Source organism: Mesorhizobium sp. WSM4847, assembly GCF_055811335.1.
The window spans coordinates 73,980-89,406 of sequence record NZ_JBVVPY010000008.1 but is presented as its reverse complement, the minus strand read 5'-3'; the positions used below and the strand labels follow the sequence as shown (position 1 = coordinate 89,406).

Annotated in this window: 13 protein-coding genes; 7 read left to right on the top strand and 6 right to left on the bottom strand. The window is 62.3% G+C overall.

Going from position 1 to position 15,427, the window contains the following annotated elements; translation table 11 throughout:
* Positions 1 to 120 precede the first annotated feature (120 nt).
* The gene (locus AC0L28_RS13730) at positions 121 to 1,281 is read left to right on the top strand and encodes an MFS transporter (protein WP_128173835.1); all 1,161 of its coding nucleotides are present in this window, start codon (positions 121 to 123) and stop codon (positions 1,279 to 1,281) included.
* Here the strand turns inward: AC0L28_RS13730 and AC0L28_RS13725 are convergent.
* Positions 1,278 to 1,835 (bottom strand): hypothetical protein, encoded by a 558-nt coding sequence (locus AC0L28_RS13725; protein ID WP_128173834.1) that lies wholly within the window; start codon positions 1,833 to 1,835, stop codon positions 1,278 to 1,280. The genes AC0L28_RS13730 and AC0L28_RS13725 overlap by 4 nt on opposite strands.
* Positions 1,836 to 1,975: 140 nt before the next feature.
* Here AC0L28_RS13725 and AC0L28_RS13720 point away from each other — a divergent pair, with 140 nt between their 5' ends.
* From AC0L28_RS13720 to AC0L28_RS13710, 3 genes are all read left to right on the top strand, one after another.
* Positions 1,976 to 4,045: a prolyl oligopeptidase family serine peptidase gene (locus tag AC0L28_RS13720; RefSeq protein WP_287175810.1), complete on the top strand. Its 2,070-nt coding sequence runs from the start codon at positions 1,976 to 1,978 to the stop codon at positions 4,043 to 4,045.
* Between the two features lie 54 nt (positions 4,046 to 4,099).
* Complete coding sequence (locus tag AC0L28_RS13715) at positions 4,100 to 4,213, top strand: capsid protein (protein WP_287066439.1); 114 nt, start codon at positions 4,100 to 4,102, stop codon at positions 4,211 to 4,213.
* 69 nt (positions 4,214 to 4,282) lie between these two features.
* Positions 4,283 to 5,662, top strand: coding sequence for an aspartate aminotransferase family protein (locus AC0L28_RS13710; protein WP_128173832.1), 1,380 nt, complete (start codon positions 4,283 to 4,285; stop codon positions 5,660 to 5,662).
* Between the two features lie 107 nt (positions 5,663 to 5,769).
* Here the strand turns inward: AC0L28_RS13710 and AC0L28_RS13705 are convergent, their stop codons facing one another.
* On the bottom strand, positions 5,770 to 7,794 hold the full coding sequence (locus AC0L28_RS13705; RefSeq protein WP_128173907.1) for an ABC transporter ATP-binding protein/permease: 2,025 nt from the start codon (positions 7,792 to 7,794) through the stop codon (positions 5,770 to 5,772).
* 347 nt (positions 7,795 to 8,141) lie between these two features.
* Here AC0L28_RS13705 and AC0L28_RS13700 point away from each other — a divergent pair, with 347 nt between their 5' ends.
* The gene (locus tag AC0L28_RS13700) at positions 8,142 to 9,017 is read left to right on the top strand and encodes an SMP-30/gluconolactonase/LRE family protein (RefSeq protein ID WP_473478037.1); all 876 of its coding nucleotides are present in this window, start codon (positions 8,142 to 8,144) and stop codon (positions 9,015 to 9,017) included.
* Between the two features lie 414 nt (positions 9,018 to 9,431).
* Here the strand turns inward: AC0L28_RS13700 and mmsB are convergent, their stop codons facing one another.
* Together mmsB and AC0L28_RS13690 are read right to left on the bottom strand one after the other, a co-directional pair.
* On the bottom strand, positions 9,432 to 10,316 hold the full coding sequence (gene mmsB, locus AC0L28_RS13695) for a 3-hydroxyisobutyrate dehydrogenase (protein ID WP_128173830.1): 885 nt from the start codon (positions 10,314 to 10,316) through the stop codon (positions 9,432 to 9,434).
* 279 nt (positions 10,317 to 10,595) lie between these two features.
* Positions 10,596 to 11,765, bottom strand: a complete 1,170-nt coding sequence (locus AC0L28_RS13690) for an isobutyryl-CoA dehydrogenase (RefSeq protein WP_128176808.1) — start codon at positions 11,763 to 11,765, stop codon at positions 10,596 to 10,598.
* Positions 11,766 to 11,916: 151 nt separating this feature from the next.
* On the opposite strand from AC0L28_RS13690, the gene AC0L28_RS13685 reads away from it, so the two are divergent.
* On the top strand, positions 11,917 to 12,531 hold the full coding sequence (locus tag AC0L28_RS13685; protein ID WP_473478035.1) for a dimethylsulfonioproprionate lyase family protein: 615 nt from the start codon (positions 11,917 to 11,919) through the stop codon (positions 12,529 to 12,531).
* A complete protein-coding gene (locus AC0L28_RS13680) occupies positions 12,531 to 14,003 on the top strand; it encodes a cobyric acid synthase (RefSeq protein ID WP_128176804.1) in 1,473 nt (490 codons plus the stop codon). Before AC0L28_RS13685 ends, AC0L28_RS13680 begins: the two co-directional genes overlap by 1 nt.
* On the opposite strand, the gene AC0L28_RS13675 is transcribed toward AC0L28_RS13680, so the two are convergent.
* The gene (locus AC0L28_RS13675) at positions 14,000 to 14,422 is read right to left on the bottom strand and encodes a VOC family protein (protein WP_473478032.1); all 423 of its coding nucleotides are present in this window, start codon (positions 14,420 to 14,422) and stop codon (positions 14,000 to 14,002) included. The genes AC0L28_RS13680 and AC0L28_RS13675 overlap by 4 nt on opposite strands.
* Before the next feature lie 84 nt (positions 14,423 to 14,506).
* Positions 14,507 to 15,340, bottom strand: coding sequence for a helix-turn-helix domain-containing protein (locus tag AC0L28_RS13670; protein ID WP_473478030.1), 834 nt, complete (start codon positions 15,338 to 15,340; stop codon positions 14,507 to 14,509).
* Positions 15,341 to 15,427: the final 87 nt, after the last annotated feature.

The following is a 15,427-nucleotide window of genomic DNA, read 5'->3' as shown; positions in this document are numbered from 1 at the left end:
CTGAATGGCGCCGCGGAGTCCTTAACAAGGCATGCTCTGGCTGGCGCAAGCGGTTCCTGCCGCCGGTGCTTCCCGGCACGCCGCCGAAACGCTAATCGTGCAGGTTTCGTGGTGCGGATCATGGACCGGGCGGAACAGAACAGCGACGAGACAATGCAGTGGGCGGCGATCACCGGCGTGATCGCCACCGTTTCGGTGTTCGCTATCGCGCAAGGGCTGAGCTACCCGCTGCTGAGCTTCATCCTGCAGCGCCAGGGCGTCTCGCCGGCCATGATCGGCCTGTCGGCGGCAATGACGCCGGTCGGCTTTATCGTCTCGTCGCCGCTCATCCCGGCGCTGGCGCGCCGGTTCGGGGCAGGGCGCACGGCGCTGACCTGCGCGGCCCTTTCCGCCATCATGCTGGCGCTGATCGGCTGGACGCAAAATGTCTATCTCTGGTTTCCACTGCGCTTCCTGATCGGCGTGGTGACCAATCCGCTCTATGTGCTGAGCGAGATCTGGGTGATCGCGCTGGCGCCTCCGGCGCGCCGTGGTCGCGTGATGGGAATCTATTCCACAGTCATTTCGGCCGGTTTCGCGGCCGGCCCGCTGTGCCTGCTTGCCGTCGGCACCGAAGGATGGCCGCCGTTTCTCGTTGGCATCGCCGCATTCGTCTTTTGCGGCGCCTGCCTGGCGCTGGTGCTGGGACGGCTGCCAAAGGTCGATGAAGCCGGGCACCAGGTTTCGGTGATGGGGTTCATGCCGATGGCATGGCTGCTGCTGTCGGCGGTGGTGGTGGCCGCCGGTTTCGAACAGGGGGTGTTGGCACTGCTGCCGGTCTACGGAGCGCATTATGGCATCGCGGAGGCGCGCATGTCGGCGCTGCTGTCGATGATGATCGCCGGCAACATCGCCATGCAGGTGCCGCTCGGCCTGCTGGCGGAACGGCTGACGGCGCGTCTGGTGCGATTTATCTGTGTATCGCTAACGGTGCTTGGATGCGTGCTGTTGCCGGTTCTCATCGAGACGCCGCTGATCTGGCCGTGCGTGTTTGTCTGGGGTGCGGTTTCCTACGGCATCTACACGATGTCGATCATCGAGCTTGGCGAGCGGTTCACCGGCTCGGCACTGGTCGCCGGCAACGCCGCCTTCTCGCTAATGTGGGGCGTCGGCGGCATCGCCGTGCCGCCGCTGGCGGGCGGCGCCATGGATATTCTCGGCGCGGACGGCCTGCCGATCACGCTTGGCGCCATTTGTCTGGCGTTGGCGGTCACAACCGTATTGCGGGGGCGAGCGGTCTAATACAATGGCGGGATGCCTTCATTTCCTTGCCATCTGGAAATCGCCCATAAATCACATTCGGCATGGTGTTCAGAGGGATGCATCCTGCGTAGAAGGTCTCGAATTTCAACGGCACGATCAAAATCGGGTATCAATCCAACATCGGACAGTTCCGTGTTTGCAAACACGTCAGGAAATCCTCCGCAGTTGGTCAGAGCGCTTATGGAGACGTCTTGATCCAACAAGTCGTAGCCCAGGAAGGTAAATCCGTTCCAGTCGAGTGAACGCACGTCAAGCGATGGTCTTCGGATCACATTAAGGACATTCAAGTCGCCCGGATCGGCCAACTCCGAAAGGAGGAAGTCCAGATCCACAAAGAAATCGAGCATGTAGTCCTCGTTAACAATATGGGGCCAGTAGCTGTCCTTTACCTGTCCCAGCGCGACCGGCCCGAGCATTCCATCGAGTGAGACGACCTCGCTTAATTGGGTGAGGCCGGACCAGTTTATGTACATAGTCCACGCAGTGCCGCTGAAGGGACCGAACTTCTCTTTGGCAATGTACAGATGTTGCATGGATTCCCTCGTGGCCTGCGGGCGGCAGGCGGCCCCATCTTAGGAGGCCAACAGCGCAATGGCTCCTTTTGCGTTCCAAGTTGAATACCGATAGTGGCAAGACGACGTTGCCGAGCCTTGACGAATTTATCGGAGACCACATGACCAGTTCGAACACAAAGACGCGTCCCAATTCGGCGACTGAGGATCCCTTTCTCTGGCTGGAGGACAGAACGGGCAAGGAAACGCTCGACTGGGTTCACCGTCAGAACGAGATCACGGTCGCCGAGTTGCAGGGCGATCCATCCTACCAGACCTGCTTCCAAACCGCACTGGACCTGATGACGGCCGAAGACAACATTGCCGTCGGGTCTGCGCTCAACGGCCACGTCTATAATTTCTGGCAGGACAAGACCAACGTGCTCGGCCTCTGGCGGCGCACTCCGGTCGCTTCCTACAAGACCGAGAAGCCGGAATGGGACACGATCATCGACTTCGACAGTCTGTCAGCCAAAGAGGGTGTGAAATGGGTGTTCAGCGGCGCCAGCCGGCTTTACCCCGATTTCAGCCGCTGCCTGCTCAGCCTGTCGCCGGATGGCGGCGACGCCAGCGAAATGCGCGAATTCGACATCGACAGCAAGTCCTTTGTCGAGGGCGGCTTTCGTGCTCCTGCATCGAAGTCGGGCTTCAACTGGCTGGACAAGGACACGGTCATCGTCTCGGCTGCTTTCGAAGAAGACGAAAAAACCCAGTCCGGTTATCCGCGCGTGGTCAAGCTTTGGCAGCGCGGCACCAGGCTGGAGGATGCGACGCCGATTTTCGAGGCGCAGAAGCAGGATCTCGCCGCCGGCGGTTCCCTCGAATTCGACGGCGACAAGCGTCATCTTCTGCTGACCCGGACGCTCGATTTTTTTGCCTCGCACAGTTTTCTGCGTCTGCCCTCCGGTGAAAACAGGCGCATCCCGTTGCCGGACGACGTGACCGACGCGGTGCTGTTCAGGGATCAGTTCGTCTTTGGAGTGCGCAGCCCGTGGACGGCGCCGGACGGCACGCTGTGCAAGCCTGATGGCCTCTATTCGCTGGACTTCGCGCGCTGGATCGAGACCAATGTGCTCGGACCTGTCGAGACCGTGCACGAGCCGGCGGATCGTGTCTCGATTGCCGGGATTGCCCGCACGCGGAACCGGTTGTTCATCAATCTGATGGACAATGTGCGCGGCAAGGTCGTCGCCTGCGATCGCAGCGGCAACGGCTGGTCGCTGCAGCCGGTGGCGCTGCCCGAAAACGGCAGTGTCGGCATCAGCCACGCCGAGCGGTTCGGCTCCAGCGTGTCCTTCTCCTTCACCGATTTCCTGACGCCGAGCTCGATCATCTGGTCGGACGACAATGCAGCGATGCTGACAACCGTGAAATCGCAGCCGGCGCGTTTCGATGCATCGTCCCTGGTCTCGGAACAGTTCGAGGCACGCTCGAAGGACGGCACCAAAATCCCTTATTTCGTCGTCAGGCGGCGCGACCAGGACGGGCCGGTGCCGACGCTGCTTTACGGCTATGGCGGCTTCGAAGTGCCGCTGCTGCCCGGCTATGCCGGCGTGCGCGGCCGGCTGTGGCTGGAAAAGGGCAATGCCTATGTGCAGGCCAATATACGCGGCGGTGGCGAGTTCGGTCCGAACTGGCATCAGGCCGCGCTCAAGGCCAATCGCCAGAACGCCTTCGACGATTTCGCCGCGGTCGCGCAAGACCTGGTGGAACGAGGCATCGCCACGCCGGCGACGCTTGGCATCCAGGGCGGCTCGAATGGCGGCTTGCTGACCGGCGTTTCGCTGACCCAGCATCCCGAGCTTTTCGGTGCGGTGATCATCGATGTGCCGCTGCTCGACATGCTGCGCTACACCGAGCTGCCGCCCGGCGCATCCTGGATGGCCGAGTATGGCGATCCGGCGAAGCCGGAAGAGGCCGCGTCGCTGGCGGCTTACTCGCCTTATCAGCATGTCGAGCCCGATGCCGCCTATCCGCCGGTGCTGCTGACGACATCGACGGCCGACGACCGCGTCCATCCCGGCCATGCGCGCAAGATGGCGGCGCGGCTGCAGGCTGCCGGCCACGCGAAGACGCTGTTTTTCGAGGAGACCGAGGGCGGCCATGGCGGGCGCGGCGATCGCCGGCCGCAAGCGGCACAGGCGGCGATGAAGTATGTCTTCCTGCAACGGGCGCTGGCCGGAACGGCTTGAACGGAACGGCTTGAACTGAGCGCATCAGACCGCCTAAGATGCTGCATGGGTCGGATGAAGGCATCATGCGCGTTTGGGGTGGCGGTGACGCCGTCGCCGCGCACGCTTCGCGCCGAGCTTTTGCGGCTTTGCGCCCGCATCGGCTATTCGCCGCCCGCCTTCCTCTGACGAATCCGCCCCCGCTGCAATTGCCGGATTGTCTGCAATTGCCGGATTGGTTCAAGAGGAAGATCAGACATGACCTATCAGAATTATTCGCTGAAGCAGCTTCAGCAGATCGATGCTGCGCATCACCTTCATCCGTTTACCGACCACAAGGAGATGCGCGAGGCCGGCTCACGCATCATCACCCACGCCAACGGGCCGTTCATCTACGATTCCGAAGGCACGGAAATCCTCGACGGCATGGCTGGGCTGTGGTGCGTCAACATCGGTTATGGCCGCGATGAGCTGGCCGACGCCGCTTACGCCCAGATGAAGGAACTGCCCTACTACAATTCCTTCTTCAAATGCTCGACCCCGACACCGGTGCTGCTGGCCAAAAAGCTGGCGGAACTGGCGCCGAAGCACGTCAACCAGGTGTTCTTCGGCTCGTCCGGTTCGGAGGCCAACGACACGGCGCTGCGCCTCGTGCGCCACTATTGGGCATTGGAAGGCAAGCCGGAGAAGAACCGCATCATCTCGCGCAAGAGCGCCTATCACGGCTCGACCATCGCCGGCACGTCGCTGGGCGGCATGGAGCCGATGCACAAGCAGCTCAACGGCGCGGTTCCCAACATCGTCCATGTGATGATGCCTTATGCCTATGAGCTGGCTCTGCCCGGCGAAAGCGACCATGATTTCGGCCTGCGCGCGGCCAAGGCCGTCGAGGATGCCATTCTCGAAGCCGGCGCCGACAAGGTCGCCGCCTTCATCGGCGAGCCGGTGATGGGAGCAGGCGGCGTGAAGATACCGCCGATGAGCTATTGGCCGGAAGTGCAGCGCATCTGCCGCAAATACGATATCCTGCTGATGCTGGACGAGGTCATCACCGGCTATGGCCGCACCGGCGAGTGGTTCGCAGCTCAGACCTTCGACATCGAGCCCGATACCATCACCACCGCCAAGGCGCTGACCTCCGGTTATCAGCCGCTGTCGGCACTGCTGGTCGGTGACCGCATCGCCGCGACGCTGGTCGAGAAGGGCGGCGAGTTCAATCACGGCTATACTTATGCCGGCCACCCCGTGGCCTGCGCCGTGGCGCTGAAGAACCTCGAGATCATCGAGCGGGAAGGTTTGGTCGATCGGGTCAAGAACGACACCGGACCCTATTTCGCCAAGGCGCTGCAGGAGCGCGTCGGCGGGCACAATCTGGTCGGCGAGGTGCGCTCGATCGGGCTGATGGCGGCGATCGAGATCGTCAGCGACAAGGCGACCAAGGAGCGCTTCCTGCCGGCCGGGAGCGCGGCCGTGACCGTCCGCGACCACGCAGTTGCCCAGGGCATGATGCTGCGCGCCACCGGCGATACGATGATCTTGTCGCCGCCGCTGATCTGGACGCGCGAGACGATCGACATGGCCTGCGGCCGCATCGCCAAGGCGCTTGACCTGGCGCAGGCGGATTTACGCAAGCGGTGAGATAAAACGGCGCCGGGCGTTCTGCAACCGGACGCCCGGCGTTTGAATGCCGGACTCTGCCAGCCGGAAAAGCCGCTCACCAAGAGCCGAGGCCCGATCGGCGGATTTCACTTTTTTGTCTCGGGCAGCGCCGCTTTGCTCAAGGCAGTGCTGCGCTTCGGTACGGCGCGCCGGCGCCGCATAAATCGATCAAGCAAGTTCCGTCTTCTCTTGCGCTGGACAAGATCGATATCGCTGACAAGCTTTGCGCCGCCCTCGCGCCGCTCCAATGTGATCTTGCGGCTATGAAAGGCTTCCAGCTCGGCGCGATGCGCTACGCTTACGATGGTGACCTTCGGCAATTCGTGAACGATCATCTCCATCATCTTGTCCTGGCTCTTTTCATCGAGTGCTGACGTTGCTTCATCCAGCACGATGATATCGGGGCTGTGCAGCAGAAGACGCGCGAAGGCGAGCCGCTGCTTTTCGCCACCCGACAAGGTCTGGTCCCATGGCGCGTCGTCCTCGATCTTGTCATTCAGATAATCGAGCCCGACCTTGTCGAGGGCAGCCTTGATCTCGTCCAGCGTCCAGCGATCGGCGGCGCCTGGATAGGCGACTGCGCGGCGAAGCGTCCCGGTGGGGACATAGGGCCGTTGCGGCAACATGAACAGCCGTCTGTCGGCGTGGATGTTGACGCTGCCGCCGCCCCACGGCCACAGACCTGCGACGGCCCGCACCAGCGTACTCTTGCCTGAGCCGGATTCGCCGGCGACGAGCACCCGCTCGCCTGATTCGATCACGACCTTGGTTTCCTTGACCACGGCGGTGCCGTCGTCGAGCGACACGGAGAGATTGTTCAGGCTGAGCATCGCATCGCCTGCAGCTTCGCCGCGCTTTATACGTCCGAGCGTGTTGCTCTGCTCCGCGCGCTCGAGCCCGTCGAGCGACATCATCAGCGAGGCGATGCGCCGTGCACAGGCGTTCCAATTGGCGAGACGGGGGTAGTTGTCGACCAGCCATCCGAACGCGCCCTGCACAATGGCAAAGGCAGAGGCAGCCTGCATGACCTGTCCGAGTGTCATGCCGCCTTCGAGAAACTTTGGAGCGCAAAGCAAAACCGGCACGACAGGCGCAAACAGACTCGCCCCCTGCGATACCAGCGCTGTGCGCATGTGCTGACCTGTAAGGAGCGCCCATTGCCTGAGCACATAGGCGAACGTCTTGTCGATGCCGCTACGCTCTTCCTCCTCGCCGCCGAGCAATGCGATACTCTCGCCGTTTTCCCGCACGCGGGTCAGCGTGTAGCGGAATTCGGCTTCCGCCTGATTTTTTTCCTCGGAGAGGTGGACGAAATGGCGGCCAATGACCGCCATCGAGGTGGATGTGATCGCGGCATAGAGCACCGCGGTGATGACGAGAAAGCCGGGAATGGTCACTGTCGAACCTGCGATCGTCAGAGTCAGGGCCCCGCCGATCGTCCAGAGCACCACGATGAAGGTCGAGGCCGACAGAAACGCGTTGATGACACCGGCGATGAAGTCGACCGGCGATTCGGTGGCAATCCGCAAATCCTCCGTGATGCGTGCTTCAGGGTTCTGGTGGTCGCCGCCGACGAGGTTCAACTGAAAGTAGCGGCCGCTTGCAAGCCACCGCGCGATGACCGCGTTGGTGAGCCAGGAACGCCAGCGGCGCTGCATCGTCATGCGAAGGAAGACCTGTGCAACGACAAGGCTTCCGCTGCCGAGCACGAGCGGCACGAAAACGGCGCTCAGGACATAGACGGTGCGCGCATTGCGTTGCTCAAGGGCATCGAAAATTGCGCGATTCCAGACATTGATCCCATACTGGAAGCCGACATTGATGACGATCAGGAGCAATAACCCGATCGTGTACGGCCAAGCCCGCCTATCGCCTCCGCGGCCCCAGTAACCGCGCGCGCTGATCCAGAAACGCCTCAGCAAGTATCTCTTGCGCGCCTGCTCGGCCTCCTCAGGGGTCAGCTCCGGATCGGGTTCGACGAACTCCAGCGGCGGCGGGGCCGCGCCGGCGATCTCAGACGCGGCTTCGACAGTCGATTGCTTCTCCTGGCGCGACTTCTCGCCATCGCGCGATTTGGAGACGGATTTCGGCTTGGATTTAGCCCCGGACATACCGGCGATAACGGCTTGGAAATCAGAAGGTTTCAATGATGTCCGCTCAAGCCGCTTGATCTCCACGTCGGCGCGGATGCGGTCGGCTTCGTTTCCTGGCGTCTTCCTTGATCTGCTGCCGCTTCGCGAGCGTGTCGACAATCTTTCGTCCGCAGTGCGGCTTCCAACGACAGTGGTGTTGGAACTGCCATTCATCTGGGGAATTGTATTGCTGGCTAAGCATAAGCCGCTTGGCACATAGGCTTGTCAGAGCAATCGAAGCGTCAACTGTAAGTTTTGTAAGATCGACAACGCAATTTGTAGTTGCGTTTTACATAAACGCGTCAAAATAACATAGGGAGGCTATCATGATTAGGCTGCAGACAGTTCTATTTTCTATTCTGCTACTAGGAGTGACAGGGTTGCCGGCGACGGCGGAGGAGGTCTGGTCGCTTGACGGCTTCAAGGCCCCAGAGAGCGTCCTCTTCGATGCAAAGCGGAACGTCTTCTACGTCTCCAACATTGTCGGCGAGCCCGCCGGCAAGGATGGGGTTGGATACCTTTCGAAAGTTTCGCCTGACGGAAAATTGCAGGCAGCCGAATGGGTGACCGGCTTTAATGCGCCCAAGGGATTGGTGATAAAAGGCGATACGCTTTTCGTCACCGACATCGATCGGCTCATGGCTGTCGACGTCGAGAGCGGTCAGATCACTGGAACGTGGCCTGCAGAAGGCGCTCAATTCCTCAATGATCCCGCTGTCGACGAGGCGGGTCGGGTCTTTGCTTCCGACATGCTGGCGAACAGGATTTATGTTCTGGACAATGATGCTCTCTCCGTCTGGCTCGAGAGCGAGGATCTCCTGCATCCGAATGGTCTGCGCGTCGAAGACGGTCGCCTCCTCGTCGCCGGTTGGGGTCGCGACATCCAGCCGGATTTTTCGTCCAAGACACCCGGCCATCTGATCGCGATCGACCTGAAGACGAAGGCCATCTCTGACATCGGGTCCGGCGAGCCTGTTGGAAATCTGGATGGTCTAGAATCAGACGGGGCAGGGAATTGGCTGGTTACGGATTGGGTCGCAGGGGCGCTCTTTCGCATTCATCCGGATGGAAAAGTCGAGCAGCTGATGGACCTCAATCAAGGCAGCGCCGATCTGGAATTCCTGGAAGAAAAGAAGCTGGCAATCATCCCCATGATGATGGACGGCAAGCTGGTCGCAACTCGATTGGATGGAGCAACTTGAGAAGAGGCTCGCATAGCCCTCTTCCCTTGGCCGCACGGGGTCGTGACTTGCACCACCGAGGGCCGCATCTGCCGCCCTTTTCACATCGGTGCCCGCTCTTGTGCGCGGTCCCGGCCCATTAATGCAAAAACCGCGCTCCATCGGGAACGCGGCTTTGCCAGATACGCATGGCGCTTCGCTGACTGAACACTTGGCGAAACTTACGGGCTCCGGGACGCGAGACCTGATCCGGAGCGCCGGGCGGTTGCGATAGGCCGCCTCGCACTCCGTTCTACAGGGACATCGTTACCGGGTGGTTATCGATAGTTTAAGCAAATCTAAATTTCCGATGTTTCTTGCCGGAAACCGAAAGCCCCTCGAGTTCGAGGCTGAAAGCGCGTCGCGCCTGAAGGGCAGGCTTTTGGGCGACATGCGTTACGCCGGGGTGCCGCGCAGGAAATTTATGATGCCGGAGAAGTCGGCAGCGGCATGCCCCTGGGCGTTGAACAGCGCATAAAGCTGGGCGGCCTCGGCGCCGAGCGGCGTCACCGCACCGGCGCTTTGCGCGGCTTCCTGCGACAGTTTCAGGTCTTTCAGCATCAGTGCAGCGGCAAACCCCGGCCTGTAGCCATTGTTGGCCGGCGATGTCGGCACCGGACCAGGGACCGGGCAGTAGGTGGTCAGCGACCAGCACTGGCCCGACGAGTTCGAGGCGACGTCGAACAGCGCCTGGTGCGACAGGCCGAGCTTTTCCGCCAGAACGAAGGCTTCGGCGACGCCGATCATCGAAATGCCCAAGATCATGTTGTTGCAGATCTTTGCCGCCTGTCCGGCGCCGTCATCACCGCAATGGACGATACGGCCGGCCATCGGCTTGAGGATTGGTTCGGCCTTGGCAAAAGCTTCCTTCGAGCCGCCGGCCATGAAGGTCAGCGTGCCGGCGGTGGCGCCGCCGGTGCCGCCGGAAACCGGCGCGTCGATCGACAGCAGCTTGTGTCTGGCGGCAATTGCGTGGGCTTTTCGTGCCGATTCGACGTCGATGGTCGAGGAATCGATGAACAGCGCGCCTTTTTTCGCCTTTGGCACGATGTCTTCATAGACCGACAGAACGTGTTTGCCGGCCGGCAGCATGGTGATGACCACGTCGGCCTCCTTCACCGCGGCAACGGCATTGGCCATGACGACGACCCCATGCTCCTTGGCGTTGGCGAGATTTTCCGGGATCAGGTCGAATCCGTGAACGGCATATCCAGCCTTGACGAGATTGGCTGCCATCGGATTGCCCATATTGCCGAGGCCGATGAAGGCGATGGTGGTCATGATGGCACTCCGTGGTTTGGGTAAGGCAGCAGTTAGGCAGTAGGGCAGTAGGGCAGTAGGGCAGTAGGGCAGTAGGGCAGTAGGGCAGTAGGGCAGTAGGGCAGTAGGGCAGCCTATTCGGGCGCTAGTTGCTTATAAGTTGCGAAGCATTTTCCTATGCCTAGGTCGCATCTGATAAAGCTTGATCATGCGCCAGATATCTCCCCTGCTGCCATACAATAAGGTCCTTGTAAGAATTGATCCTGCCGGTCACTACTACTGCCCTACTGCCCTACTGCCCTACTGCCGCCCGATCAGCGCGCGTGCGATGATGACGCGCATGATCTCGTTGGTGCCTTCGAGAATCTGGTGAACGCGCAAATCCCGCACCAGCTTCTCGATGCCGTAATCGTGCAGATAGCCATAGCCGCCATGCAGTTGCAGCGCGTCGTTGGCAACGTTGAAGCCGACGTCGGTGACGAAGCGCTTCGCCATCGCCGACCATTTCGAGGCGCCCGGGGCCTTGCGGTCGAGCTTCGAGGCAGCGGCGTAAAGGAATATCCGTGCTGCCTGCAACTCGGTCTCCATGTCGGCCAGCTTGAATTGCAGCGCCTGGAACTGGTTGATCTTGGCTCCGAAGGCCTTGCGTTCGGCGGTGTAGGACAGCGCCTTGTCGAGCGCCGATTGCGCCCCGCCCAGCGAACAGGCGGCGATGTTGAGCCGGCCGCCGTCGAGCCCGGCCATGGCGATGCCGAAGCCGGCGCCTTCGTCCGAGAGCAGGTTTTCAACCGGCACCTTGCAGTCCTCGAAGACGACCTGGCGGGTCGACTGCATGTGCCAGCCCATCTTGTGCTCGTTGGCGCCGAAAGACAGGCCGGCCGCATCTTTCGGCACGACAAAGGTCGAAATGCCCTTCGGACCGTCAGCGCCGGTGCGCGCCATGACGATGTAAAGGTCGCTGTCGCCGGCGCCCGAAATGAACTGCTTGACGCCGTTCAGCACATAGTCGCCGCCGCTCCTTACCGCACGCGTCTTCAGCGCCGCAGCATCCGATCCCGAACCCGGCTCGGTCAGGCAATAGCTCGCCAGCCATTCCATCGAGGTCAGCTTCGGCAGGAAGTGCTGGCGCTGCTCGTCGCTGCCGAAGCGGTCGATCATCGAAGCCGCCATATTGTGGATCGAGATGAAGGAGGAGAAGGCCGGATCGGCGCGCGAAAGCGCCTCGAAGATCAGCACCGCGTCTAGCCGGCCGAGCGCTGAGCCGCCGACATCGTCACTGACATAGATGCCGCCAAGGCCGAGCGGGCCAGTCTCGCGGATCACGTCTGCCGGAAAATGCTTGTTGCGGTCCCAGTCGAGCGCGTTCGGCGCAACGCGATCGGCAGCGAAGGCCTCGGCCATCTGCTGGATGGCGCGCTGGTCCTCGTTGAGTTCGAACTGGCTGGTGCCCGCATCGACAGCGGCGTCCATGGCGTGCTCCGTGATGTCTTCGGCCTGCTGGCCTGTCGTTTTTGGCTTTGCGCGCCGCCCAATCTAGACCAATGATGCCGCCACGCAAGCCGACTAGCTCCATCCAACGATCTGGGGGCGGCTGTATGAGAATGCGCGTGCGGAGCAAGGCGTGACGATAAATTTCGATGAACTGCTCGAGCGTTTCCACGCCACTCTCGCAACATTCGATGATGCGCTGGTGCGCAATGCGGTGGCCCGGATCGGCTGGGCCATGCCGGCACGACCGCTCGATCCGCGTCCGCTTGCCTGCCTGCGCCAGCTCGATCGTATCGTCGAGCTCGCTTCGGCCAACGCCCAGCCGCTGGCGCGGCTGCTTGCGGAGCGTCGCGGCCAATTGCGCTGGGGGCAGACCTACAGCGAGGCGGATTTCGGCAAGACGTTCATCGACAATTACGGCTGGCTGGAGGTCTTCGGCACGCGCGGCCATTTCGTCAACGACGAGGTCGCAGCCGGTCTGCTGATCCTCGGACCTGAAATCGTCTATCCCGACCACCATCATGTCGCCGAGGAGATCTACATTCCGCTGACCGGCGGCACCGAATGGCGCATGGGCGAAGGCGACTTTGGCAGGCGCGAGGCGGGTGAGGTGATCCACCATGCCTCTGATGTCAGCCACGCCATGCGCACCGGCAAGGAGCCGCTGCTGGCGCTCTACCTCTGGCGCGGCGGACCACTGGCCGCGAAATCCACGATCACCGGCAGCGTTTCACAGGGCAGGAATTGATGGCGGCCAAGGCGATCATGCTGCAGGGCACAGGCTCCGATGTCGGCAAGACGGTGCTGGTCGCGGGCCTCTGCCGCGTGGCGAAGAAGCGTGGGCTGAAGGTGCGGCCGTTCAAGCCGCAGAACATGTCGAACAACGCCGCCGTCGCCGATATTCCGGGCGACAAACTCGGCGGCGAGATCGGCCGCGCCCAATGGCTGCAGGCGATCGCCTGCGGCGTTGTGCCCACCGTCCATATGAACCCGGTGCTGCTCAAGCCGCAGACCGATATCGGCGCCCAAGTGGTGGTGCAGGGCAAGGTGTTCGGCGAGGCGCGGGCGCGAGACTACCAGGCGCTGAAGGGCCGGCTGATGGATGCCGTGCTGGACTCCTGGGCCGAGGTCGCCGAGGGTGCCGACCTCGTCATCGTCGAAGGCGCCGGCTCGCCGGCCGAGATCAATCTCAGGAGCCGCGACATCGCCAATATGGGCTTTGCGACGCGCGCCGACGTGCCGGTGATCCTCGTCGGCGACATCGATCGCGGCGGCGTCATCGCCTCGGTCGCCGGCACCCATCTGATCCTGCCGGAAGAGGACCGGCGCATGATCGTCGGCTATCTCATCAACAAGTTCCGCGGCGATGTCTCGCTGTTCGATAACGGCATCAAGGCGATCGAGAGCTTCACCGGCTGGCGCTGTTTTGGCGTCGTGCCATGGCTGAAGGCGGCGGCGCGGCTGCCCTCGGAAGATTCCGTGGTGCTCGAACGCCTGGCGTCCGGAGAGAAGCGCGCGCTGAAGGTGGCCGTGCCGATGCTTTCGCGCATCGCCAATTTCGACGACCTCGACCCGCTCAAGGCCGAGCCGCAGGTCGAGGTCGTCTTCGTGCCGCCCGGCCAGCATTTGCCGGACGACGCTGGGCTGGTGATCATTCCCGGCTCCAAGTCGACGATCGGCGACCTGCTAAGGTTCCGTGAAAATGGCTGGGACCGCGATCTGCTTGCCCATCGCAAGCGCGGCGGCCACGTCGTCGGCATCTGCGGCGGCTTCCAGATGCTCGGCCGTGTCGTGCGCGATCCCGACGGCATCGAGGGCAGCGTTACCGAGACCGACGGGCTCGGCCTGCTCGACGTCGAAACGGTGATGCAACCGGAAAAGACGGTGCGCAATGTCAGCGCGCGCTCGGTCCAGTTCGACCTGCCGCTCGAGGGCTACGAGATCCATCTCGGCCGCACCACCGGTCCCGACACGCTGCGGCCGTCCGCCGTCATCAACGGCGCCGATGACGGCGCCGTCTCCGCCGACGGCAAGGTGTCGGGGACCTATCTGCACGGGCTGTTTTCCGCCGACGCTTTTCGGGCGAAATTCCTGGAAAATCTCGGCGTCAAAGGCGGCGGCATCGATCATCGCGCCGAGGTCGAACGGGCATTGGACGAGGTCGCAGCCGAACTGGAAACCCACCTCGACTGCGACGCCATCTTTGGTCTGGCGCGTTAGCTGGCGGGCTCACCGGCCTTTGGCCAATAGGTGCCGAACGACCAGACATTGCCTTCCGGATCGCGGCAGATGAATTCGCGGCTGCCATAGTCGCGGTCGGTGAGCTCTTCCAGTATTTCGGCGCCGGCCTTCTTGGCTCTGGCATAAGCGGCATCGGCATCGTCGACGGCAACATAGATCGATCTGCCGCCACCCGGGCCCGGTGCGCCGATCATCTGGCCAAACTTGTCGTTGCGTGCGGTGCCCAGCATGATCATCGAGGAGCCGAAAGTCAGTTCGGCGTGTTGGACGATGTCGCCTTCGCCGTAGCGGGCATGAACGGCAAAGCCGAAGGCTTCACCCAGCCAGTCGATCATTTTCGCGGCGTTGCGGTAGCGCAAGGTCGGATAGAGCCTGGGCGGTTCGACTGACATGGTCATGACGATCTCCTTCAATTGGATTGGACGATAATCCAGTCTGGGCGAAGGCTTTTCCCACGTCTTGAAGAAATGTTACCGGTGCCTCTATGCCTGGGCGGCCAGCGCCGTCGGCGTTTCGCCGGCAAGGTCGCGGAATTCGCGTACCAGATGCGCCTGGTCGGCATAGCCGCAATCGGCGGCGATATCAGCCCAATCGGATTTGCCCTGCCTTGACAGGCCGAGCGCCCGGTTGAAGCGGACGATGCGCGACAGCGTCTTGGGGCCGACGCCGATCGCGTTGGAGAATTTTCCCGCGAGATGCTTGCGGCTCCAGCCCAGCCTGTCGGCGAGCGATGCGACGCGAATGCGGCCACCCGAGACGATGATCCGGTCATAGGCCCAGGCGATTTCGGCCTGCATTTCGCGGGCGTCGGTCAGCCGCGCGGCGACGAACGTCTCGACGATGGCAAAACGTGCGCTCCAGCCGTGCGCATTGCCAAGTCTTTCGCGCAGCGCGATGCCTTCGATCCCGAGCACATCGTCGAGGCCGACCATGCGGTCGGTCAGTTCGCTCATCGCAAGGCCGAAGAAGCGTCGGGCGCCGAGCGGGGTGAAATTGACCTGGATGCAGCAGGCGCCGCCGCGGGATTCGATCACCACCGGACCGGCATAGAGGCCGGCGGCGAAACTGGCGAAGCGGTCGTTGTCGCCCGGCTCCTTGCCGAGCCCGATGGCGAAGGGTTCGGCAAAGCTGATGACCAGCGGCACGGTCAGCGATGCGTATTCGACGTTGCGGAAACGGCCGGGCATGGTTTCGCGGTAGCCGCAGATGTCAGTGACTGAACCCTGGAGCCAAGGGCCAGGCGCACGCCGAACCATCTCGAACCGGTCGAGGCCAGGACTGTGCTGGTTGCTGCCGTCTTCGCTCTGGGCAGACATGAGCTTTCCTCCGCCCGCGGATGGTAGCAGACCAACCCTCAGAATCAAAAGCGCCCGGCTTGTGGCCGGGCGCTCCGAGTTGCCTGA